Source organism: Mesorhizobium xinjiangense, from assembly GCF_009749525.1.
Taxonomy (GTDB): domain Bacteria; phylum Pseudomonadota; class Alphaproteobacteria; order Rhizobiales; family Rhizobiaceae; genus Mangrovimarina; species Mangrovimarina xinjiangensis.
On record NZ_WOAC01000012.1, the window covers coordinates 119,506 to 140,906 of the forward strand.

The 21,401-nt window shown below is 63.9% G+C and carries 25 protein-coding genes; 8 read left to right on the plus strand and 17 right to left on the minus strand.

Going from position 1 to position 21,401, the window contains the following annotated elements; all coding sequences use genetic code 11:
- Positions 1 to 21 precede the first annotated feature (21 nt).
- Entirely contained in the window at positions 22 to 519 is a 498-nt protein-coding gene (locus tag GM909_RS14060) for a MarR family winged helix-turn-helix transcriptional regulator (protein WP_157017020.1), read from the minus strand.
- A gap of 232 nt (positions 520 to 751) precedes the next feature.
- Here GM909_RS14060 and GM909_RS14065 point away from each other — a divergent pair, with 232 nt between their 5' ends.
- Both GM909_RS14065 and GM909_RS14070 read left to right on the plus strand, forming a co-directional pair.
- Positions 752 to 2,683 (plus strand): FAD-binding monooxygenase, encoded by a 1,932-nt coding sequence (locus GM909_RS14065; RefSeq protein WP_157017021.1) that lies wholly within the window; start codon positions 752 to 754, stop codon positions 2,681 to 2,683.
- A 71-nt stretch (positions 2,684 to 2,754) separates the two neighbouring features.
- On the plus strand, positions 2,755 to 3,420 hold the full coding sequence (locus GM909_RS14070; RefSeq protein ID WP_157017022.1) for a glutathione S-transferase family protein: 666 nt from the start codon (positions 2,755 to 2,757) through the stop codon (positions 3,418 to 3,420).
- Between the two features lie 56 nt (positions 3,421 to 3,476).
- Here GM909_RS14070 and GM909_RS14075 read toward each other — a convergent pair whose 3' ends face one another.
- The 9 genes from GM909_RS14075 to GM909_RS14115 all read right to left on the minus strand — a co-directional run bounded on the left by GM909_RS14075 (position 3,477) and on the right by GM909_RS14115 (position 9,608).
- Entirely contained in the window at positions 3,477 to 3,962 is a 486-nt protein-coding gene (locus GM909_RS14075; RefSeq protein WP_157017023.1) for a hotdog family protein, read from the minus strand.
- Positions 3,959 to 4,423: a MaoC family dehydratase gene (locus GM909_RS14080; RefSeq protein WP_157017024.1), complete on the minus strand. Its 465-nt coding sequence runs from the start codon at positions 4,421 to 4,423 to the stop codon at positions 3,959 to 3,961. The genes GM909_RS14075 and GM909_RS14080 overlap by 4 nt, the downstream gene beginning before the upstream one ends.
- A gap of 93 nt (positions 4,424 to 4,516) precedes the next feature.
- A complete protein-coding gene (locus tag GM909_RS14085) occupies positions 4,517 to 5,494 on the minus strand; it encodes a magnesium transporter CorA family protein (protein WP_157017025.1) in 978 nt (325 codons plus the stop codon).
- 99 nt (positions 5,495 to 5,593) lie between these two features.
- Positions 5,594 to 6,697: a redox-regulated ATPase YchF gene (gene ychF / locus GM909_RS14090; protein ID WP_157017026.1), complete on the minus strand. Its 1,104-nt coding sequence runs from the start codon at positions 6,695 to 6,697 to the stop codon at positions 5,594 to 5,596.
- A gap of 13 nt (positions 6,698 to 6,710) precedes the next feature.
- Entirely contained in the window at positions 6,711 to 7,160 is a 450-nt protein-coding gene (locus tag GM909_RS14095) for a PIN domain-containing protein (protein ID WP_157017027.1), read from the minus strand.
- Positions 7,138 to 7,497 carry a hypothetical protein gene (locus tag GM909_RS14100; protein ID WP_157017028.1) on the minus strand — a complete coding sequence of 120 codons (360 nt, stop codon included), beginning with the start codon at positions 7,495 to 7,497 and terminating at the stop codon, positions 7,138 to 7,140. The genes GM909_RS14095 and GM909_RS14100 overlap by 23 nt, the downstream gene beginning before the upstream one ends.
- 180 nt (positions 7,498 to 7,677) lie before the next feature.
- Positions 7,678 to 8,397: an aminoacyl-tRNA hydrolase gene (gene pth, locus GM909_RS14105; protein ID WP_157017029.1), complete on the minus strand. Its 720-nt coding sequence runs from the start codon at positions 8,395 to 8,397 to the stop codon at positions 7,678 to 7,680.
- A 74-nt stretch (positions 8,398 to 8,471) separates the two neighbouring features.
- Entirely contained in the window at positions 8,472 to 9,116 is a 645-nt protein-coding gene (locus tag GM909_RS14110; RefSeq protein ID WP_157017030.1) for a 50S ribosomal protein L25/general stress protein Ctc, read from the minus strand.
- Between the two features lie 264 nt (positions 9,117 to 9,380).
- Positions 9,381 to 9,608 carry a DUF1127 domain-containing protein gene (locus GM909_RS14115; RefSeq protein ID WP_157017031.1) on the minus strand — a complete coding sequence of 76 codons (228 nt, stop codon included), beginning with the start codon at positions 9,606 to 9,608 and terminating at the stop codon, positions 9,381 to 9,383.
- A 96-nt stretch (positions 9,609 to 9,704) separates the two neighbouring features.
- Between GM909_RS14115 and GM909_RS14120 the strand changes: the two genes are divergently transcribed.
- The 3 genes from GM909_RS14120 (at position 9,705) to chrA (ending at position 12,846) form a co-directional block, all read left to right on the plus strand.
- Positions 9,705 to 10,568, plus strand: a complete 864-nt coding sequence (locus GM909_RS14120) for a LysR family transcriptional regulator (RefSeq protein WP_157017032.1) — start codon at positions 9,705 to 9,707, stop codon at positions 10,566 to 10,568.
- 122 nt (positions 10,569 to 10,690) lie between these two features.
- The gene (locus GM909_RS14125; RefSeq protein ID WP_407941299.1) at positions 10,691 to 11,509 is read left to right on the plus strand and encodes a chromate resistance protein ChrB domain-containing protein; all 819 of its coding nucleotides are present in this window, start codon (positions 10,691 to 10,693) and stop codon (positions 11,507 to 11,509) included.
- Positions 11,506 to 12,846 carry a chromate efflux transporter gene (gene chrA / locus GM909_RS14130; RefSeq protein WP_157017034.1) on the plus strand — a complete coding sequence of 447 codons (1,341 nt, stop codon included), beginning with the start codon at positions 11,506 to 11,508 and terminating at the stop codon, positions 12,844 to 12,846. Before GM909_RS14125 ends, chrA begins: the two co-directional genes overlap by 4 nt.
- Here chrA and GM909_RS14135 read toward each other — a convergent pair whose 3' ends face one another.
- From GM909_RS14135 to lgt, 6 genes are all read right to left on the minus strand, one after another.
- The gene (locus GM909_RS14135) at positions 12,847 to 13,779 is read right to left on the minus strand and encodes a ribose-phosphate pyrophosphokinase (RefSeq protein WP_157017035.1); all 933 of its coding nucleotides are present in this window, start codon (positions 13,777 to 13,779) and stop codon (positions 12,847 to 12,849) included. It abuts the gene before it with no gap.
- A 131-nt stretch (positions 13,780 to 13,910) separates the two neighbouring features.
- Positions 13,911 to 14,444, minus strand: coding sequence for a hypothetical protein (locus GM909_RS14140; RefSeq protein WP_157017036.1), 534 nt, complete (start codon positions 14,442 to 14,444; stop codon positions 13,911 to 13,913).
- Positions 14,445 to 14,494: 50 nt separating this feature from the next.
- Complete coding sequence (locus tag GM909_RS14145; protein WP_157017037.1) at positions 14,495 to 15,646, minus strand: M24 family metallopeptidase; 1,152 nt, start codon at positions 15,644 to 15,646, stop codon at positions 14,495 to 14,497.
- Complete coding sequence (gene pgeF / locus GM909_RS14150; protein ID WP_157017038.1) at positions 15,646 to 16,440, minus strand: peptidoglycan editing factor PgeF; 795 nt, start codon at positions 16,438 to 16,440, stop codon at positions 15,646 to 15,648. The genes GM909_RS14145 and pgeF overlap by 1 nt, the downstream gene beginning before the upstream one ends.
- A 58-nt stretch (positions 16,441 to 16,498) precedes the next feature.
- Positions 16,499 to 17,587, minus strand: coding sequence for a class I SAM-dependent methyltransferase (locus GM909_RS14155; RefSeq protein WP_157017039.1), 1,089 nt, complete (start codon positions 17,585 to 17,587; stop codon positions 16,499 to 16,501).
- Positions 17,584 to 18,420 carry a prolipoprotein diacylglyceryl transferase gene (gene lgt / locus GM909_RS14160; protein WP_157017079.1) on the minus strand — a complete coding sequence of 279 codons (837 nt, stop codon included), beginning with the start codon at positions 18,418 to 18,420 and terminating at the stop codon, positions 17,584 to 17,586. Before lgt ends, GM909_RS14155 begins: the two co-directional genes overlap by 4 nt.
- Before the next feature lie 164 nt (positions 18,421 to 18,584).
- On the opposite strand from lgt, the gene GM909_RS14165 reads away from it, so the two are divergent.
- The 3 genes from GM909_RS14165 (at position 18,585) to GM909_RS14175 (ending at position 20,090) form a co-directional block, all read left to right on the plus strand.
- Positions 18,585 to 18,902 (plus strand): accessory factor UbiK family protein, encoded by a 318-nt coding sequence (locus GM909_RS14165; RefSeq protein WP_157017040.1) that lies wholly within the window; start codon positions 18,585 to 18,587, stop codon positions 18,900 to 18,902.
- A 300-nt stretch (positions 18,903 to 19,202) separates the two neighbouring features.
- A complete protein-coding gene (locus GM909_RS14170) occupies positions 19,203 to 19,703 on the plus strand; it encodes a type III secretion system chaperone family protein (RefSeq protein ID WP_157017041.1) in 501 nt (166 codons plus the stop codon).
- 27 nt (positions 19,704 to 19,730) lie between these two features.
- Positions 19,731 to 20,090 (plus strand): tRNA-binding protein, encoded by a 360-nt coding sequence (locus GM909_RS14175; protein ID WP_157017042.1) that lies wholly within the window; start codon positions 19,731 to 19,733, stop codon positions 20,088 to 20,090.
- Positions 20,091 to 20,300: 210 nt separating this feature from the next.
- Here the strand turns inward: GM909_RS14175 and GM909_RS14180 are convergent, their stop codons facing one another.
- Positions 20,301 to 21,296: an aldo/keto reductase gene (locus GM909_RS14180; RefSeq protein ID WP_157017043.1), complete on the minus strand. Its 996-nt coding sequence runs from the start codon at positions 21,294 to 21,296 to the stop codon at positions 20,301 to 20,303.
- Between the last annotated feature and the right edge of the window lie 105 nt (positions 21,297 to 21,401).

Consider the following 21,401-nt stretch of genomic DNA (forward strand, 5'->3'; position numbering starts at 1 on the left):
GACGCCCGCGACCGTTCATTCTCATTTCGCCCTGATTCGGCCGTCCGCCGTCGCATCCGTTGATGACGTGCGCAGCGGCGCGCGGCTCAGATCGTTCGCGGCATCCGTCGCCTTGCGCAGAAGCCGCAGGAACGCCCTGGCCTCCTCATCGGTCAGGCCGCCCAGCATGACTTTCTGAGCCTCCTCCACCGCCGGGGTAATGTTCCCGATCGTTTCCAGCCCCGCATCGGTAACGCGCAACACGCGTGCCCGCCGGTCCCTGTCGCTTACCTCGCGCGTCAGAAATCCTTTTTGGACCAGCCGGTCGACCACCCCGGCAATGGTCGTGCGGTCATAGGCGATCAGGCCGGCAAGCGTCACCTGGTCGATGTCGGGATGGGCGTTGACACTGACGAGTGCGGCATACTGGACCGGCGTCAGGTCAAAGCCCGCGTCTGCGACCTCGGCATGGAACACCGCGACCGCGATCTGCTGGAACCGGCGCACCAGATGTCCGGGCATGTCGTCGATTTGTGTCATCGCGCTTTCCAGCTCTGGTCAAGATTGACAGTATGCTGATAATCAGTGTACTGTATAAATATGCGATCTGTCGATCCTTGTTTTGACATGGCCGGCTCATTGTCAAACAGGCTGGGTGGTCGAGCGCGCGCCCGAACCCGGGCGCATGCCGATCATGTTCCGGCGAACCTTGGACGGCGGCCGAGACAGAAAAACAGGAGCCCGGGCAAGGACGGCTGGAGGAAACAGGCCAATGCAATTCCACCTCAACGGAGTCAGGACCGGCGATCCGGACCTCTTCGAACAAGATCCCAAGGCCACGGCGGTTGCAGACACCCATGCCTTGCCCGACACGGTCGATGTCCTGATCGTCGGCTGCGGACCTGCCGGCCTCACCCTTGCCGCGCAACTGGCCGCCTTTCCAGACATCACGACGCGGATCGTCGACCAGAAACCCGGGCCGCTGCAGCTTGGCCAGGCCGACGGTGTCGCCTGCCGCACGATGGAGATGTTTCACGCCTTCGGTTTCTGCGAACGGGTGATGCGCGAGGCCTATTGGGTCAACGAGACGAGCTTCTGGAAGCCCGATTCCGAGCGGCCCGAGAAGATCGCCCGCAGCGGCCGCGTTCAGGACGTCGAGGACGGGCTTTCGGAATTCCCGCATGTGATTTTGAATCAGGCGCGTGTGCATGATTTCTATCTGGACGTCATGCGCAAGGCGCCGAACCGCCTGGAGCCGGACTATTCCAGGCGCCTGGTCGATCTCGAGGTGGGCGCCGCGGCCGAAGATGATTTTCCCGTCACGGTGCGTCTCGAGCGCACCGATGCCGGCCATGAGGGCGAGGTCGAGATCGTCAGGGCCAGATATGTGGTCGGCTGCGATGGGGCGCGCAGTTCCGTGCGCAAGTCTCTGGGGCGTGAGTTGCGCGGCGATTCGGCCAATCAGGCCTGGGGCGTCATGGACGTGCTGGCCGTCACCGATTTTCCCGACATCCGTTTGAAGACGCTTGTCCAGTCGGCAGGCGAGGGCAGCATTCTGGTGATCCCGCGCGAGGGCGGCTATCTCGTGCGTATCTATGTCGAGCTCGACAAGCTGAGTGAGAACGAGCGCGTGGCGAGCCGCAATATCACGGTCGATCACCTGATTGCGGCCACGCAGCGCATTCTCAGGCCCTATTCGTTCGACGTGAAGGAGGTTGCCTGGTGGTCGGTCTACGAGATCGGCCAGCGGCTTTGCGACCGGTTCGACGACGTTGCCGAACCGGAAGCCGAAACCCGCACGCCGCGCGTCTTCATCGCCGGCGACGCCTGTCACACGCACAGCCCGAAGGCCGGCCAGGGCATGAACGTTTCCATGCAGGATGCCTTCAATCTCGGCTGGAAGCTCGCTCATGTGCTGCAGGGTCGCAGCGGGCCGGAGCTGTTGCACAGCTATTCGGCCGAGCGGCAGGCGATCGCCGCGGAACTGATCGATTTCGACCGCGAATGGGCCCGCATGCTCAGCGCGCCGTTGAAATCCGATGCCAACCCGGACGGGGTCGACCCGGCAGAGGTCCAGACCTATTTCGTCCGGCACGGGCGCTATACGGCCGGCACGGCCGCCAGATACCGCCCATCGGAATTGACGGGCGGATCCGAGCATCAGCACCTGGCCAAAGGCCTCGAGATCGGAATGCGCTTTCACTCCGCGCCGGCGATCCGTCTTGCCGACGCCAAGCCGGTCCATCTCGGCCACACGATCAAGGCGGATGGGCGCTGGCGCATCTTCGCCTTCGCGGATGCGGACGAGCCGGCTGCAGAGAACTCCGCCATCAATCGGATTTGCACGTTTCTCGGGCAGTCACCGCACTCGCCGGTCAGGAAATACACGGCGGCGGGCGCGGACGTCGACGCGGTGATCGACGTGCGCGCCGTTTTCCAGCAGGGTCATCGCGATCTCGATCTGGAAGCGATGCCCGGTCTCCTTCTGCCGGCGAAAGGCTGCTACGGGCTTTACGATTACGAAAAGATGTTCTGTCCCGACCTGACCGGCGGCAAGGACATTTTCGACATGCGCCGGATCGACCGGAAGCGGGGCTGCATGGTGGTGGTGCGTCCGGATCAGTACATCGCGCATGTCCTGCCGCTCGACGCCCATGACGCGCTGGCGGCGTTTTTCGACGGTTTCATGCTCGAAAGGGGTTGAGCGGGTCGAGCATGGGTGTCGGAAACTCGTTTAGCTGATCGTCTTCAAGACGGACGCTATGGAGAACAACAATGCCCCCCACCATTACCGCCTTTGAACGCTCGCCGGATGGCGGCAAGGGTATGGCGCGTGACATGCGCGTTCGCTGGGCGCTCGAAGAAGTGGGCCAGCCTTACGACGTTCGCCTGGTTTCGTTCAAAGCGATGAAGCAACCCGCGCATCTCGCGCTCCATCCATTCGGACAGATACCGACCTATGAGGAAGGCGATCTCGCCCTGTTCGAGTCGGGGGCGATCGTGTTCCATATCGCGGAGTGCCATGCAGGCCTGTTGCCGGACGATGCGAATGCTCGGGCGCGTGCCATCGCATGGATGTTTGCCGCGCTCGATACGGTGGAGCCGCCGATCTTCGATCGCAGCCTCGCCAAGATCCTCGAGCGCGACGAGCCATGGTTCGAGCAGCGCCAGCGTGTCCTCGAGGATAGCATCCGGAAACGGCTGGGTGGCCTTTCCGTTCGCCTTGGCGATGCCGACTGGCTCGACGGCGCGTTCAGCGCCGGTGATCTGCTGATGGTGACGGTGCTGCGCAGGCTGCAAGGGTCGGGTCTGCTGGAGGAATATCCGAACCTTGCCGCCTATGTTGCCCGCGGTGAAGCGCGGCCCGCATACAAGCATGCGTTCGAAGCTCAGTTGGCGGTTTTCACCTCCGCATCAACAGGCCTACAAAGACGCGCTTAGCGCGCATTCGCAGCGTGTGATGCAAATGATGGCGACCTGTCGCGACCGGCCTCGTCCTACGCCACCTTCATCAGCACCAGCGCCTTGAACTGCATGACCAGCGCCTCGTCCTGGTTGAATGCTTCGCAGCGGCTCGACAGAAGGCACCAGCCGGGCCGCGAGGAAAGCGCGCGGTGGCTTTCGGCGGTGCGGGTGAAGGTGATCGTGTCGCCGACATAGACGGGCTTCAGCCATTTCAAATCGCGCAGGCCGGCCGCCGGGCCGTAGGCGATCGGCTCGCCATAGGCCCTGGAACGCTCGATCGTGGCCGGGTAGGAGGCAACGTTGAAATGCATCCATTTCGCCGCTGTGTGCCAGCCCGAGGCGCAGAGCCGACCGAAGACGCTCTTTTGCGCCTCCTTCTCGGAGACGTGAAATCGCTGCGGGTCGTATTTGGCGGCGAACGCCTTGATTTCCTCGGCCTCGAAGCGGTGCGAGCCGAGCACGATCGTCTCGCCGATGGCGAGCTTGCGGTCGATCGACGGATTGTCGTGGATGTTCATGCCGCCTTCTCCTGGCGCATCAGGAACATGCCAGTATTGGCCATGTCGCAGACGAGCTCGCCGCGCTGGTTGTAGAGCTCGTGGCGCACCGAGACGAAGCCGAGCCCCTTGCGCGAGCCGGAGGGGCGCTTGTCCAGCACGATCGTCTTGCCGGAGAGTTCGTCGCCAGCGAGAACGGGCTTGCGGAAATTGACATAGTCGACGCCGGGCGAGCCCTGCGAGGTGGAATCGAGCAGATAGGCGTCGCACATCATGCGCATGAAGGTGGCGATGGTGAAGAAGCCCGATGCCGACAGGCCGCCCAGCATGCTTTCGGCCCCGGCGGCTTCATCGAGGTGCATGGGCTGGGGATCATAGAGCTCGGCAAACTCGATCATCTCGTCGGCCTCGACGCGGCGCGGGCCGAACGTCACCTCGCCGCCGACTTCGAAATCCTCATAGGCCCATTGTTTCCGGTCCATGGCCACATCCTGTTCAAGTTTCAACAATTTTGGCCTGTTCGGCCGGTCGGCGCAAGTACGCTCCAGGTAATCATGCTGGACCAGCGGAGGCCGTCACAACCATCCGCGGCGCTTGAAATAGAGGAAGGGCAGGACCGCCGAGGCGATCATCAGGATGATTGCGAAGGGGTAGCCGATATCCCAGTGCAGTTCCGGCATGATCTGGAAATTCATGCCGTAGACGGAGGCGACGAGGGTCGGCGGCAGGAAGATCACGGCGACCACCGAGAAGATCTTGATGATGGCCGACTGCTCGATATTGATCATGCCGAGCGTGGCGTCGAGCAGAAAGGTGATCTTCTGCGACAGGAAGCCGGCGTGATCGCTCAGCGAATTGACGTCGCGCGCCAGCGTCTTTACGCGCGCGCGCACCACCTTGTCGCTCTTGATCTGCAAAGTGGCGCCGCCCAGGAAGCCGGCCAGCCGCTCTAGCGTCAAAAGGCTGCCCTGAATGTTCGAGACGAGCTCTTCCTTGCGTCCGATGCGCCGCAGGATGAGCTGGAAGTCGCGGTCGCGCTTCGAAGCGTTCTTTTTTTCGGCCGGGTGAAATATGCCGCGGGCCAGTTCCATGATGTCGCGTCCGGCGCGCTCCAGCACGTCGGCCAGGCGGTCGACGATGGCCTCCAGCAGGCCGAGCAGGATCGTGTCGGCGCTCGTGCAGCCGATCGCCACCTTCTCGGCGTGCTGCGGAAACGTCTGGAAGGCGCGCGGTTCGTGGTAGCGGATCGTCGCCAGCCTGCTGCCCGAAAGCACGAAGGTGACTGGCGCCATCTCGGCCCTGTCGATGTCGGTGTTGGCGGGCAGGGTGGCCGTCATGAAATAGGCGCCATCCTCGACATAGAGGCGGCTCGAGACCTCGATTTCTTCCATCTCCTCGCGCGAGGGGATGTCGCAGCCGAGCCAGCCCTCGACAAGTGCGGTCTCCTCATCCGTCGGCGCAAGAAGGTCGGCCCACACGATCTGCTGCGCAGCCGCCTGAAAATCGTCCACGGCGCGCAGCCGCTCGTTCTCGACAACAAAGGCTCTGATCATCGGCGGGCTCCTGCGATCCTCGTGCCGGGCATCGCCGACAGGTTATTGCGGATTTTGCATGGTGCAACCCGGCTGCACGGATTCAGCCTCGACACGGCCTCAGACGTTGAACTTGAACAGCATCACGTCGCCGTCCTGGACGACATAGTCCTTGCCTTCGTCGCGTGCCTTGCCGGCTTCCTTGGCCGCCGTCTCGCCGCCGAGCGTCACATAGTCGTCATAGGCGATCGTCTGGGCGCGGATGAAGCCGCGTTCGAAATCGGTATGGATGACGCCGGCCGCCTGTGGCGCCTTGGCGCCTTTCTCGACCGTCCAGGCGCGCGTCTCCTTCGGTCCGGCGGTGAAGAAGGTGATGAGGTCCAAAAGCGCGTAGCCCGTGCGGATCACCCGGTCGAGCCCGGGCTCTTCCAGTCCCATCGCCTCCAGATACTCGGCCGATTCCTCGTCGGAAAGCTGCGCGACTTCCGCCTCGATCGCGGCCGAAATGACGACGGAGCGCGCGCCTTGCGCCTCGGCCATCGTGGCGACCGCATCGGATTGCGCGTTGCCCTTTGCCGCATCGGCCTCGGCGACGTTGCAGACATAAAGCACCGGCTTGGAGGTCAGGAGGTTGAGGCCCTGCAGGATCTTGAGGTCTTCGGCAGCGATGCCCTCGAGCAGCATGCGCACCGGCTTGCCGTTTTGCAAAAGGTCCAGCGCCTTTTCCATCATCGGCAGGACGGTGATCGCCTCCTTGTCCTTGCCGGAGGCGCGCTTGCGGGTCTGCACGATGCGCCTGTCGAGACTTTCGAGATCGGCCAGCATCAGCTCGGTCTCGACGGTCTCGGCGTCGGCGATCGCGTCGATGCGGCCTTCGACATGGGTGATGTCGTCGTCTTCGAAGCAGCGCAGCACGTGGACGATCGCGTCGACCTCGCGGATATTGGCCAGGAACTGGTTGCCCAGCCCTTCGCCTTTCGAGGCGCCGCGCACGAGGCCGGCGATGTCGACGAAGGAAATGCGCGTCGGGATGATCGCCTTCGACCCGGCGATGTCGGCGATCTTCCCGAGCCGCGTGTCGGGGACGGCGACCTCGCCCGTGTTCGGCTCGATGGTGCAGAAGGGATAGTTGGCCGCCTGGGCGGTGGCCGTCTTGGTCAGCGCGTTGAAAAGCGTCGACTTGCCCACATTGGGCAGGCCGACGATGCCGCATTTGAAACCCATGATGTCAGTCCTGTCAGGAAACGAGAATTCGTTCAGGGCTATGGGCGAAAGGGTCGACGATCGTCAAGCCTTCGATCACCTGACCGTCCTGAAGGTCCTCGGAAAGGAACAATTCGCACCCCAGATCGAGCGCGGAGGCGAGGAGAAGACAATCCCACCAGGCGTAGCCATGGCGTTCGTGCAAGCGGCGCGCATGCAATACCTCGTGCCAGGTCAGCGGGCGCTTTCCGAAGCTAGAGAAATTGTCGACCCTGGCGGATACATCAATATCGTCAAATCTGGCGCGTTTCTTCGTCAGCACGTTCGTCACTTCGTTCAGGACCTGAAGGTTCGTGATCCCGTGTTCGGCCAGGGCAGTAAGCCATATCGCCGCCTTGAGCCGCTTCTTCGGCTCCTTGCTATCAAGCGTGTAGAGCAGGGTCGTGCTGTCGATGAATACCCTAGTGGCGGGCATTACGCTCATCTGCGTTGGGCATCCGCCCGTCCTCGGACAGGGGCAGTGTGGGCGACTCCCAAATCTGACGCAGTGCTTCCAGGCGCGCCTTCACGCTCATGCGTTCATTGCGCTTTTGCGCCGTGGGCATGCGGCCGTCGTCGGTCACGTCCCACATGGGGCCGGCAAAGATGCGTTCCAGAGCTTCGACTTGAGGATTGTCCGCTGCCGCGTCGTCGGACGCCGTTCCTGTCGCCGTTTCCAGGAGATCGGCAACGTATCGCGACATGCTCTTGCCGGCCTTTGCCGCCTCGACGCGTGTCGTGTGGTGCAACTCGTCATCCAAGGAAATGGTGACATTTTTCATCGCCGTCCTCCAGCTTTCACAACATCATGAAAACGCGAGATTTGTGATTTCATATATATGCTCAACGGGCACGCGCTTCAACGATGCAGATGAGCCTGCCACTTGCGCGGCGGTGCCGGAATATCCGGTGACGTCGTCTGGCAGACCGTGTCCGGTCGTTTCGGCTGCGGGCCGATCCCGTTAGTCCTTGCCGCCAAAGAGTTTCTTCAGCATGGCGGCCATCGGTCCGGTTTCGGGAACCTTGGCGGCCGGCTTGGCCGGGCGCGCCTGGCGGATATGGCTGCGGCCTTTCGGCTTCGACTTGCCGTTGCCGGCCGGGCTTTCGCCGCCGGGCCTCTTCACGGCGAGACTGATCTTGTTCATGAAGGCGTTGTCGTCACCCTGGGCCAGAAGAGCGGCATTGTCGGCGACGGCATCGAGCAGCGGGTCGAGCCATGCCAAGTCGGCCTTGGCGAAGTCGCCCAGCACGTGATTGTGCACCAGTTCCTTGGCGCCGGGATGGCCGATGCCGATGCGCACGCGCCGATAGTCCTTGCCGCAATGGGCATCGATCGAGCGGATGCCGTTATGGCCGCCCGCGCCGCCGCCGGTCTTCGTTCGCAGCTTGCCCGCGGCAAGGTCGATCTCGTCGTAGAGCACGGTGAGCGCCGAAGGCGGCAGCTTGTAAAAGCGCAGCGCTTCGCCGACCGCCTGGCCCGAATTGTTCATGAAGGTCTGGGGCTTGATGAGCAGGACCTTTTCGCCGCCCAGCATTCCCTCGGCGATCTCGGCCCGGAATTTCTTCGTCCAGGGCGAAAAGGAATGGCGGCGGGCGATCGCGTCCGCCGCCATGAAACCGACATTGTGCCGGTTGCCGGCATATTTGGGGCCGGGATTTCCGAGACCAGCGACTATCTGCATGGCTCAAATCTCCCGATCTGGAGCAGTTCCGTCCGTTCGGCCCGTCGTGAAGCGACGAGCCGATATGACCGGCATTACTCCTCGGTCTCGGTTTCCTCTTCGGCTTCTTCTTCCGCGCCCGCCTCTTCACCCTCTTCGGGCTCCGGCTTCATGGCCGAGGAGCCGGCAATGGTGGCGATCGTGAAGTCGCGGTCGTGAATGACCGGGTGTACGCCCTCGGGCAGGGTAACAGCCGAGATGTGGATGGAATCGCCGATGTCGCGGCCGGTCAGGTCGATCTCGATGGCATCGGGGATCGCGTTGGCCGGGCAGTTGAACTCCACCTCGTGGCGCACGACGTTGAGCACGCCGCCACGCTTCAGGCCGGGCGCCTCATCCTCGTTGACGAAGTGGACCGGAATGGCCACGTTCACCATGGTGTTCTTGCCGACGCGCAGGAAGTCGACATGGTAGACGAAGTCGCGCACCGGCTCGAGCTGGAAATCCTTCGGCAGGACGCGGATCTTCTTGCCGTCGACGTCGATCGTGGCGACCGTGGTCAGGAAGCTGCCGCCGTGGATGCGCTGGAAGATCTCCTTGTAGGAGAGGGTGATGGACACCGGGGGCTGCTTGTCACCATAGATGACTGCAGGGACTTTGCCGTTGCGGCGAATCTCTCGGGCGGACCCCTTACCGACCCGTTCGCGTGCTTCGGCCTTGAGCTCGTATGTCTGGCTCATGGCATTTCCTTTCGCGTGTTGTCTGGAGCGCTTCCGAGCGCCCGCTGTGCGGGGGCCGAAAACGTAGAAAGCGGCTCCGCGCCGCTTCCGCCCACGTTGCCTCCAAGGGTGTCTACGCAGGTGGCGGCTCTATAGCGAAGTACGGTTCAAAGCGCAAGCTGGAGCAAAAAAAGCCCGCCGGTCGATGACCGGCGGGAGTGAGGAACTGTTGTTCTTGACCTGGATTGCTGGCCCGCGTTTGCAGGCAGGACGCGCTGCTGGCGATCAGAGCCGCCAGATCGCCCTTTGCTTGGCCAGCATTTCCAGCGTCATGCCCTCGACGCCGAGGGCCTCTCTGCGCTCCAGCCCGATGTCGCGCAGAAGACGATCGTCATGCTTGGACAGAATGTCGCGAAGCGGCGTCGCGACGGGAGTGCGGGAATTGTCCGCTTTCGTTTTGGAGCGGTTGCCGAACCAAGCGGTCGTGGTCGGCCAGTCAAATGCGAAGGCCATGGCAGGTCACCTCGGTTGCATGTTGTGGATGAGAGATAATGCTGGGTTCGACATGTTTCAAACGAATTGCTATGATGTCTGTCATCACGCACATTGATGGGAGACGGAGCCATCCAACTCGACAGCGATCTCTTGCGCACCTTCGTGGCCGTTGCCGAATCCGGCAACTTCACGCATGCCGCCGAGGTGGTCGGCCGCACACAATCGGCCATCAGCATGCAGGTGAAACGGCTTGAGGATACAGTCGGAGAGGCGCTGTTCGAGCGTGGTTCACGTGGCGTCGCATTGACACGGAAGGGCGAGCAGTTTCTGCCCAATGCGCGACGCATCGTGTCGCTTTTGGATGAGGCGACAGCGGCATTTCGCACGCCGAGCCTGGTGGGGGAGGTGCGTATAGGCATTCCCGAGGAATATGGCTACACGATCCTGTCGCACGCCCTGGGAGCCTTCGCCAAGCGCCATCCCCAGGTGGAGATATCGGCCAATTACGGCTCGTCGGCGCGCAACATGAACGCGCTCCATGCCGGCCAACTCGATCTTGCCGTGGTGTTCGAATGGCAGGACGTGCCGGGCGGCGAGACGCTCATGATCGATCCGACGGTCTGGGTGACCTCGGACGAACACAACCAGCATATGGAGAGCCCGCTGCCGATCGCGCTCTACAACCGTCCCGGTTGGTGCACCGATTTCGCGATGAAATCGCTCGCGGAGCGAAAGATCGACTACCGCGTCGCCTATCGCAGCGACACCAGCGGCGGATTGAAGATGGCCGTCGCCTCAGGCCTCGCCATTGCGCCGATCTCGCGCAGCAACATCCCGCCGGGATGCCGCGAACTGGGAGCTGCAGACGGCTTCGGCGACATCGACACCTCGCGCGTCGTGCTCTACCGCAACCCGAAATCCACCAGCGATGCGGTCGACGGCATGGTCGAGGCGATCCGCGACGCCTTTACGTCGTGACGAGCGCCGAGCGAATTGAAGACCGGCCCGCAATGGGTTATAATTCGCGGCTACGGGGGCATGGCTGAACTCCCCGGAATAGGCTACGGCCCAAGTTCCGCCTTCGCATATTTGCGCGGAGGATTCCCATGCCCCGAAGAATATCATCCCATGACCTTGTTGCCCTGACCGGTGGCGGCCACTGGCCGCTGGTCGTCGATGTGCGCCGTGAGCCCGCTTACCGCGAAAGCGGGCAGCGGATTGCCGGCTCGATCCGGAGGGATCACATGCGTGTCGCCGAATGGTTGCCGGACCTGCCGGCCGGACGGCCGATCGTCGTCTATTGCGTGCATGGAGAAAATGTCAGCGAAATCGCCGCCGCCGAGCTAGCGGCGCGAGGCGTCGACGTCGCCCTGATCGATGGCGGCATGGACGCTTATGTGGCCGCGGACGGCGTTACCATTGCAATCGACATTCAGGGCGTCGATCCCGCCGGCCCGCCGAGCGTCTGGGTGACCCGGGAACGGCCGAAGATCGACCGCATTGCCTGTCCGTGGCTCATCCGGCGTTTCGTCGATCCGTTCGCCATTTTCCATTTCGTCGCCCCCGAATGGGTTCGCGATGTCGCCGATGAGATGGATGCGGTTCCTTTTGATGTGGCGGACGTCTTTTACACGCATCGCGGAGAGCGCTGCAGTTTCGATACGATGATCGAGGAGTTCGGCCTTGCCGACAGCGCACTCGGTCATCTGGCAAGCATCGTGCGCGGCGCCGATACGGCGCGGCTCGATCTCGAGCCGCAGGCGGCAGGCATGCTAGCCGCCGCGCTGGGCCTATCGGCCACCGAAGACGACGATCTGCACCAGCTCGAAAAGGGGATGGTGATCTTTGACGCCTTTTACGGATGGTGCCGGCACGCAAGGGAGGAGACGCACAACTGGCCCAGGAAGCCGTCGCAATGACCCGGGAGGCAGTCAATGGCCGGAACGTGCCGGGCCTCGCCGAGGCGACGGCCGCATTCGCGCGCATCGGACTCTTGTCCTTCGGCGGGCCGGCCGGCCAGATCGCGCTGATGCACCGTATCCTCGTCGAGGAGAAGCGCTGGCTCGACGAGCCGCGCTTCCTGCACGCACTCAACTACTGCATGCTTTTGCCGGGGCCGGAGGCGATGCAATTGGCGACCTATGCAGGCTGGCTCCTCCACGGTGTTCGCGGCGGGCTGATTGCCGGTCTGTTGTTCGTCCTGCCGGGGGCGGTGGTGATCGTCATCCTGTCGGCAGTCTACGTTCTCGTGGGCGACGTGCCGGTGGTGCAGGGGTTGCTTCTCGGCCTCAAGGCGGCGGTGCTGGCAATCGTCCTCGAGGCGCTCGTAAAAGTGTCGAAGCGAGCGCTGAAAGGCAGCCTCGCCGTCGTGCTTGCCGTCGCCGCATTCGTCGGCATCGCGCTATTGAACATTCCCTTTCCCGCAATCATCCTCGCCGCCGCACTGATCGGCGTCCTGGCGCACGGAATGAGCGCGGACAGCGGCACCGACCAGGCCGGGGGCGACGCAATTGTCGATGCCGGGATGCCCGCATGGGCGCGGCCGGGTCTGGCCCGGTTCATGCGTACAAGCGGGGTCTGGCTGATGGTCTGGTTCGTGCCGCTTGCAGCGTTGTTCGCGGTATTGGGCTCCGATCACGTCCTGGCCCGGGAGGCCGCATTCTTCTCCAAGATGGCGGCGGTCACCTTTGGTGGCGCCTACGCCGTGCTGGCTTATGTGGCGCAGCAGGCGGTCGAGATCCATGGCTGGCTTGCTCCCGGCGAGATGCTCACGGGTCTCGGCCTTGCAGAGACGACGCCCGGCCCGCTGATCCTGGTTCTCGTCTTTGTCGGATTTCTGGGCGGAGGCCGCGCGGCGGGACTGGACCCGCTCGCCGGCGGGCTGGCCGGTGCTGCGGTGACCTTGTGGTTCACCTTCGTTCCCTGCTTCTTGTGGATCTTCGCCGGCGCGCCCTATGTCGAGACGGTTCGCCATGTCCGCTGGCTGGCGAAGGCTCTCTCGGCGGTCACGGCGGCCGTCGTTGGTGTCATTGCCAATCTCGCCGTTTGGTTCGGCATCCACGTGCTGTTCGGGCGTGTCGGGACGTGGCAATACGGGCCCTTCGCGTTGCCTGCGCCCGAGCCTGCAAGCTTCGACCTGCTTGCCGCCGCGATCGCTTCAGGCGCGGCAATCGCACTGATGCGCTACCAGGCGAACCTGATCGCGGTGCTGGCCGTCGCGGTGGCCGCCGGAATGCTGGTCCGCTTCGCGGCCTGATCAGTCGAAGAGGCTGGAGACGGATTCTTCGGTCGCGGTGCGCGAAATGGCCTCGCCGATCAGGTCGGCGATCGTGACGACGCGGATATTGGGCGCGGCTTCGACGGCCGAGGTCGGCTGGATGGAGTCGGTTGTGACGAGCTCCTTGAGCTTGGAGCCGGTAATGCGCGCCACCGCACCGCCCGAAAGGACGCCGTGCGTGATATAGGCGGTCACGCTTGTTGCGCCATTGGCCAGAAGAGCTTCGGCCGCGTTGCACAGCGTGCCGCCAGAATCGACGATGTCGTCGATCAGCAGGCAATCCTTGCCGCGCACGTCGCCGATAATGTTCATGACCTCCGATTCGCCCGGCCGCTCGCGCCGCTTGTCGACGATGGCCAGCAGCGTATCGAGTCGCTTGGCGAGCGCGCGGGCGCGCACGACGCCGCCGACGTCGGGCGAAACCACCATGACGTTGGACAGCTGGTAATGCGCCTTGACGTCGCGCGAGAGCACCGGGACGGCGAAGAGATTGTCGGTCGGAATGTCGAAGAAGCCCTGGATCTGGCCGGCATGCAGGTCGAGGGTCAGCACGCGGTCGGCGCCGGCCTGGGTGATCAGATTGGCGACCAGCTTGGCCGAGATCGGCGTGCGGCCCGAGGCGCGACGATCCTGACGGGCATAGCCGAAATAGGGGATCACCGCGGTGATGCGCCGCGCCGAGGAGCGGCGGAAGGCGTCGATCATGATGAGCATTTCCATCAGGTGATCGTTGGCCGGGTAGGAGGTCGACTGCAGCACGAAGACGTCTTCGCCGCGCACGTTTTCCTGGATCTCGACGAAAATCTCCTGATCGGCGAAACGACGCACACTCGCCTTGCCAAGAGAAATGTTCAGATATCGGGCGACGGACTCGGCCAGCACCCGATTGGAGTTGCCTGCAAAAAGCTTCATGCAATGTCCCCGGCAGTCAGCAGCGCGGAATGAGGCGGCTTTTAGCGTTCTGGCCGACTATTGCAAGTCCGCTCGGCCCGATTCGACCCTTCATACCAAAAGATATTGTGTCGCAGCGCGCTCCGTGCCGGTTATCCGCTGCGCGATCCAAGCCAGCCTGCGAGCTGGTTCACGGTCGCGTCGGCGATCGATTCCATGGTCTCTTGCGGCACGGCGTCCCAGGCGTTCGGGGCCGTCCGCGCGACTTTTTCCTGTCCCTGGATGCGGTGCAGGCGGTTGCCCGAAGGGTCCAGCACGTCCCAGACGAAAATGACCATCGTGCCGTTGCCTTCCGAAAAGGCGGAAAAATAGCCCTTCATCAGGTAATCGGCCGCAGCATCGCCGTTGGCGATGGAAAGGCCGCGCTGGAGCGCGCTGTCCTTGAGCCGCCGGGAAAGCGGCGTGGCCGCCTCGACCGTCGTGCCGACGACGGGGGCAAATCGGATGCGGCCGCTGACGCGCGCCGGCGCCGTGTTGCCCGACGTCGTGCCGAGCTGGGTTGCCGGAGTGGAGGCCGCCGCCGCGGACGAGCCGTCGACGGTGCCGAGCACGGATTCGGTGCTGTTGCAGGCCGCAAGCGCCGGCGCCAGCAGGAGGAGGGCGGCGTATCGGGCCAGCACCGCCATGTGCGACGGCCTTCCTGCCCGCCCGGCACGGTTTCTCTGCAACACCATCGTCACCGGACGATCAGGTCCAGACCATGACGCGACAGCGGCTTGGCGCCGGCTTCGCTCGTCAAATAGGTGCGCCCCAGGGTCATGGCTGTCTCCGTTTCCGAATCCATGATGATCATATGCGCAAACAGGGTCATGTCGGGGGCGATCGGCTCGGGATTGCCGCCGAAAAACATCGGCATGTCCATCCAGGACGGCGTGAAGCGGGCACCCAGCGAATAGCCGCAGGCATTCAGGCGGTGGCGCGTCAGCCCGTGCGCTTCCATCACGCGGGCATGGGCGTCGAAGACATCGCCGAAGGTCTTGCCGGGCACCATGGCTTCCTCGACCGCAACCAGCGCGTCATGTGCCGCCTCGTAGAGCTCCTGATGACGCTTGGTCGGTTTGCCGACGATCACGGTGCGCATCATTGCGGCATGGTAGTGGTGAAAGACGCCGGCCCATTCGAGGGTCAGCTGATCGTTCTTGTTGAGCTTGCGCCGGCCGGCCTTGTAGCGGCACAAAAGCGCGTCGGGGCCGGAACCGATGATGAATTCGTTGGCCGGGTAGTCGCCGCCGCCGGCAAATATCGCGCCTTGCATGGCCGCCAGGATCTTGCCCTCGTCGGCGCCTTGCTTGATCAGCGGCAGGGCGGCATCGAGTGCGTCGTCGGCCAGTTCGGCCGCCTTCGTCGCCTTGGCGATTTCGGCCGGGCTCTTGAACAGGCGCAGGCGGCTGACAATGTTGGAGGCGTCGCTGATCTTGCCGAACGTCTGGAGCTGTTCGTCGAGCCGGCGGCCATTATAGGCGGTGAGCCCGTGCGTGTCGTATTCGACGCCGATCTGGCAACCCAGAAGGTCCAGATCGTTGAGCAGATTGCGCAGGTCGGCGGCCGGGTTGGCGCCGTCGCGGTCGGTCCACAGGTTGATGTTCTCGATGGTCGAGGTATGGCGCGCCTGGCGCAGGTCGGCCGAGCGGGTCAAGAGCACCATGGTGCCGTCGGCGTTGACCACCAGGCACTGGAAGAAGCAGAACCCGAACGTGTCGTAGCCGGTCAGCCAGTACATGCTTTCCTGCGCGAACAAGAGCAGGGCGTCGAGCTTGCGGTCGGCCATCTCGATCAGCAGCCGGTCGCGGCGGGCGTCGAATTCCGTGCGTTCGAAATGAAGAGCCATCAGCGATCCTCCAGCGCGATTGCCGATATCTGCCGGCCATAATCCGGCGCGTTGTGATGTGTTGCGCGGCGATAGGAGTAGAACAGCTCCTCCTCGCCATAGGTGCAGCGCTCAAGCATCGATGCCTGCACGCCGGCGGCCGCAAGCCGGTCGACCGTGTAGCGATTGAGATCGAACATGGCGTGACCGGGCGTGCGTGACGGCGCGAAATAACGGTCGTTGGCGTCGTCGGCAAGCCTGAACCGCTCGACGAATTCGGGACCGACCTCGTAGTTCGACTGGCTGATCGACGGGCCGAGCACGGCGACGATGTCGCTTCGGTGGGCGCCGGCCCTTTCCATGGCCTCGATGGTCGCTTCCAGGATGCCGCCGAGCGCACCCTTCCAGCCGGCATGCGCCGCGCCGATGACACGCGCTCTCGCATCGGCGAAAAGCACCGGCCCGCAATCGGCCGTGGTGACACCGAGCGCGATGCCGGGAACGTCGGTCACCAGCGCGTCGGCGCGTGGCAGCTCGCCGGTCGGCGGCGTCCTGATCGTCACGGCTTCGGCGGAATGGATCTGGTAGAGGGTGGCGAGATTCTGTGCCGCGACGCCCATCGTCTCGGCCACCCTGCGGCGGTTTTCCACCACACTTTCGCGCTCGTCCGACGAGCCGAGCCCGATGTTGAGGCCGGCATAAATTCCGCCCGATACGCCGCCCCTGCGGGTGAAATAGCCGTGTGCTACCCCTTGGGAGGCAAGTGTCCCGAGCGCGGGCGACCGAATGGGATCCGGCCCTTGTTCATTCGCCATGTCTGTTTGCCATCCGTTGCCGAAGCGGCGCGGATCGTGGGGCAGGGGGCAGATCAAGTCAATGTGCGCCGGCGAAGGGATGCACAACCTTGTGCGGGGGAAATACCGAGAGCACCTTGAACAAGTGTCCCATGGCGCCGGGGCCGGCAAGCCGCTCGACGGCCGAGGTGACCGCCGCGCGGGCGTCGTCGCCGGCATTCGCGCCGAGCCGGCCGGCCCGCTCAAGCAACCCCATCGCCAGCAGAAAATCGCCCTGCCTCATGACGGCGGTCTCCAGCCCCTGGCACTTTGCCGCCTCGGCAAGGGCTCGAAAATCGACATGGCTCGTCAGGTCGGCAAGGCCGGGATGGTCGAACACGCCTTCGGGCTTGTGTTGGCGCACCGCCTGCAGCGTGTCGCCGAGGCCGGGCTCGAGATGACCGTAGTCGAAAAACAGGCCGGCCCCGCCATGGGCGCGGATATGCGCCGAGATCGCCGTCATCATGGCGTTGCGCGCCGGCGCATGCTCGAAGATTGCACCGTCCGAGGCCAATGCGGCGTCCGCGGGCAATAATGTCCCGTCAATCGTTCCCGGACCGAGCACGAACTGCAATTGATCGTTGTCGCCGGGACCCACGCAGCGTTCGCGCCACGCTCCGCTTGCCTTGACGAACTGGCGCACGGGCAGGGCATCGAAGATCTCGTTGCCGATGATGAAGGCCGGCGCTTCGACCAGCGCCTCCAGCGAATCGTGCCAGGTGAAATCGATCCCGCCGTCGGCCAGCGTGCGCGCCTGCACGTCTCTCAGCCGCGGGCTCGCCTCGATGAGGATGAACTGCGCCTGTGCGGCAAGCTGGGCGTCGAGCCGGCGCAAGGTGCGCGTCACGTCCTTCATCAAGGTGCCGCGGCCGGGACCGATCTCGACGAGCGAGACGGGCAATGGCCGGTCCTGGGCCTGCCAGGCCGAATAGATCCAGACGGCGACGAGTTCGCCGAACATCTGGTTGATCTCCGGCGCCGTCGTGAAGTCGCCGGCCGTGCCGAAAGGCTCGCGCGTCGTGTAGTAGCCGTCCTGCGGATCGAACAGGCAACTGGCCATGTAATCGGCCACGCTCATCGGGCCGGTCTGGGCGATGAGCGCCTTGATGCGCTTTTCGAGCGCCGTCATGCCGACGCTGCGGCCGCGCTGCGTGCGCGCAGCATGGCCCACAGGCCGATCAGCACCATGGGCAGCGACAGCACCATGCCCATGGTCAGCCACTGGCCGGCCAGGTAGCCGATATGGGCGTCGGGCTCGCGGAAGAATTCGGCGACGATGCGCGACAGGCCGTAGCCGGTGACGAAGGCGCCGGCGATGAAGCCGGGCTGCTTCAGCTTCAGTGCATAGTGCGTGAGCAGGCGCAGGACGAAGAACAGGACGATGCCTTCGAGCCCGGCCTCGTAGAGCTGGCTCGGATGGCGCGGCTCGGCGCCGCCATTGGGAAAGACGAACGCCCAGGGCACGTCCGACGGCCGGCCCCAGAGCTCGGAATTGATGAAGTTCGCCACCCGGACCAGGCCGAGGCCGACCGGAACGCCGGCGGCGATGACGTCGAACAGGCTCCAGATGCTGCAGCCGCGCGAACGGGCGAACAGGATCATGGCCAGCGTGGTGCCGATGAGGCCGCCGTGAAACGACATGCCGCCCTGCCAGACCGCGAAGATGGAGAGCGGATCGGCGATATAGCGCGCGAAATCGTAGAACAGGATATAGCCGATGCGTCCGCCCAGAACGATGCCGATCGCCGCCCAGACGAGAAAATCGTCGAGCGCTTCGGGTTTCAGCGGCGCCTCGCCGTTGGGCCACAGGCGCGGGTTCGCCAGAAGGCGCTTGGAATACCACCAGCCGAACAGGATGCCGACCACATAGCCCAGCCCATACCAGTGGACGGCGAGGGGTCCGATGCTGAATATGACCGGGTCGATCTGGGGAAAGGGCAGTGCCAGGAGCGGCAGCAGCATGATCTCGGACAAGGTCGGCCTCTTGCGGGATGTGTTGACGCGCGGACCATGATGGAGGGGCGTGGCGGGGTCAAGCAGCGCGATTGCCGCGCCTTTGCGGCAAGTTGCGGCTTGCAAATGAGGCCCCGGCCCCTTACCTCGGAGCAAGAATGGGATTTGCGCCAATGACGACCAACGGACCCAACCGCATCCTCGACGAGTTCGCAAAGCTTCTCACCGATGCCGCAGGCGCCGCGCAGGGCGTGCGCCGCGAGGCGGAAACGGCCTTCCGCGCTCAGGCCGAACGGGTTCTCAATTCCATGGACGTGGTTCAGCGCGAAGAGTTCGAGGCCATGCGCGACATGGCCGCCAAGGCGCGCAGCGAGAACGAAAAGCTCGCCGAGCGAATCGATGCGCTCGAGGCACGAATCGCGGCAATGGAAGCGCCGGGGGCGGCCAAGCCGGCCGCCGCGGCGCGGACGAAGCGTCCGGCGAAGAAATAGCCGGGTGGCGTTTCCACAAGCCCGCCGCCGCGAAAAAGCCAGTTTACAGAGTCCCTTAACCGACGGCGTGGAAAGCCGGCTAAAGCGCTATCCACATGTGGGCCGGCCGTAAGGTTAAAAAAGAATTGGACCTGTGACTCTCCATCAATAGACTGAATTTACTGCATGATTCGAAGCGGTCATGCGCCGGGGCAGGGCGTCCGGCAGGAGAGTTCCCGTTACGGCCCTCAGTCTTGCATGTCGCGTCTGCGTTTCCCGGCGGAGCGCGCGGTGGTGCTCCCACAACAACAGGAAGCAATCATGAGCCTTCTGGAAATAGACCTGTCACGCGAGGCGCATCCGGTGGATGTGATTGAACAGGTCGCCAACGCAAACGAGTGGGCGTTCGAGCGCGCCGGCGACGACGAGATCTCGATCTCGGTGGCCGGCAACTGGACCGACTATCACGTCTCCTTTTCATGGATGGAGGATTTCGAGGCCCTCCATCTGGCCTGCGCCTTCGACATCAAGGTGCCGGACAACCGGACGCTGGAGATCATGCGGCTTTTGGCGCTGATCAACGAGCAGATGCTGTTCGGCCATTTCGACCTGTGGGAGCAGGAAGGCGCCATCATGTTCCGCCAGGCGCTGCTCCTGTCGGGCGGCGTGGAGCCGACGAGCCAGCAGGTCGAGGTCTTGCTGCACAGCGCGCTGGAGGCCTGCGAGTGCTATTTCCAGGCCTTCCAGTTCGTCATCTGGTCTGGCGTTTCGGCCCGCCAGGCGCTGTCGAGCGTGCTCTTCGAGACCTACGGAACGGCCTGACAAGGCCATCGCAGAACGGGATTTGACATGACGAGCGACAACGCCCGCAGCCCGGAGATCGGCTTCGCCGATTTCGAGAAGGTCGATATCCGCGCCGGCACCATCGTCGAGGCGGAGCCCTTTCCCGAGGCGCGCAAGCCGGCGATCAAGCTGAGGATCGATTTCGGCGCGACGATCGGCGTGAAGAAGTCGTCCGCCCAGATCACCAACCACTACACGCCGGAGGAACTGGTCGGAAGGCAGGTGATGGCGGTGGTCAACTTTCCGCCGCGCCAGATCGGCAAGTTCATGTCGGAGGTCCTGACGCTCGGCTTTCCGGACGCGGACGGCGCGATCGTTCTCGCCGCCATCGACAAGGACGTGCCGAACGGCGGGCGGCTGTTTTAGTCTCGCCTGCGCTGCGTCATCAACGCCGAGACGCGGCGAGCGCCGGTATGTGCAGCGCCGTCATCAATTCTGAAGTCGACATGTGTCTCTGATCCTTGCGATGACTGTGATGACGGTTTTTCGCAGGACGCCGGCGGGTCGAAGGCAGCCCTCATCCTGAGCCTGTCGAAGGACGAGGGCCGGTGGTTCGCTTGAACGAGGAGCAACGACCTACCGGTTCGTCAGCGACATTGCGGCCTTGCCATAGCGATCGCCGGCGAATTTTTCCGGCGCCAGCATGTCTGCAAGCGTCGCAAGTTCGTCCGCTGAAAGCACGATGTCGGCCGCAGCGACGTTCTGTTCCAGATGGGCGATCTTGCGGGCGCCGGGAATCGGCACGATGAAGTCCGCCTGGTTGACGACCCAGGCGAGCGCCAGCTGCGCGGTCGTCACGCCCTTGGCCTCGGCCATCTCTTCCAGCATCTTCACCAGCGCGGCGTTGGCCGCCATGTTCTCTGCGCTGAAACGCGGCAATGTGCGGCGGAAATCGGTATCGCCGAAATCGTCGGGCTTCTGGATCTTGCCCGTCAGGAAGCCGCGGCCGAGCGGGCTGAACGGCACGAAGCCGATGCCGAGCTCGCGGCAGGTGTCGAGAACCTCGCCCTCCGGATCGCGCGTCCACAGCGAATATTCGCTCTGCAGGGCGGAGATCGGATGGACCGCATGGGCCCGGCGGATGATCGCCGCACCCGCCTCGGAAAGGCCGAGCGCGCGCACCTTGCCTTCCTTCACCAGCTCCGCCATGGCGCCGATGGTATCCTCGATCGGCACGTCGGGGTCGACGCGGTGCTGGTAGAAGAGATCGATTGCCTCGACCCCGAGCCGCTTCAGCGACGCCTCGGCGACTTCGCGGACATGGGCTGGCCGGCTGTCGACGCCCGCCATGGCCGCGGCGCCCGACTTGCTCGTGTCGATGCGGAAGCCGAACTTGGTGGCGATGACCACCTTGTCGCGATAGGGCTTCAGCGCCTTACCGACCAGTTTTTCGTTTTCGAACGGCCCGTAGACTTCGGCCGTGTCGAAGAAGCTGACACCGAGCTCGACGGCGCGATGGATGGTGCGGATGGAATCCTGCTCATCCTGTCCGCCATAGGCGTGGCTCATGCCCATGCAGCCGAGCCCGACGGCCGATACGGTGAGTTCAGGGCCGAGTTTGCGTGTCTTCATCGGTCGCTTCCTTCCATCCAGCCATCCAGCGGCAATCCCATGTTGGCGCTGCAGCATGATCCGTCAACCTGGTCTTTTCGGCTGTTGACGGCAGCGGGAAGGAAA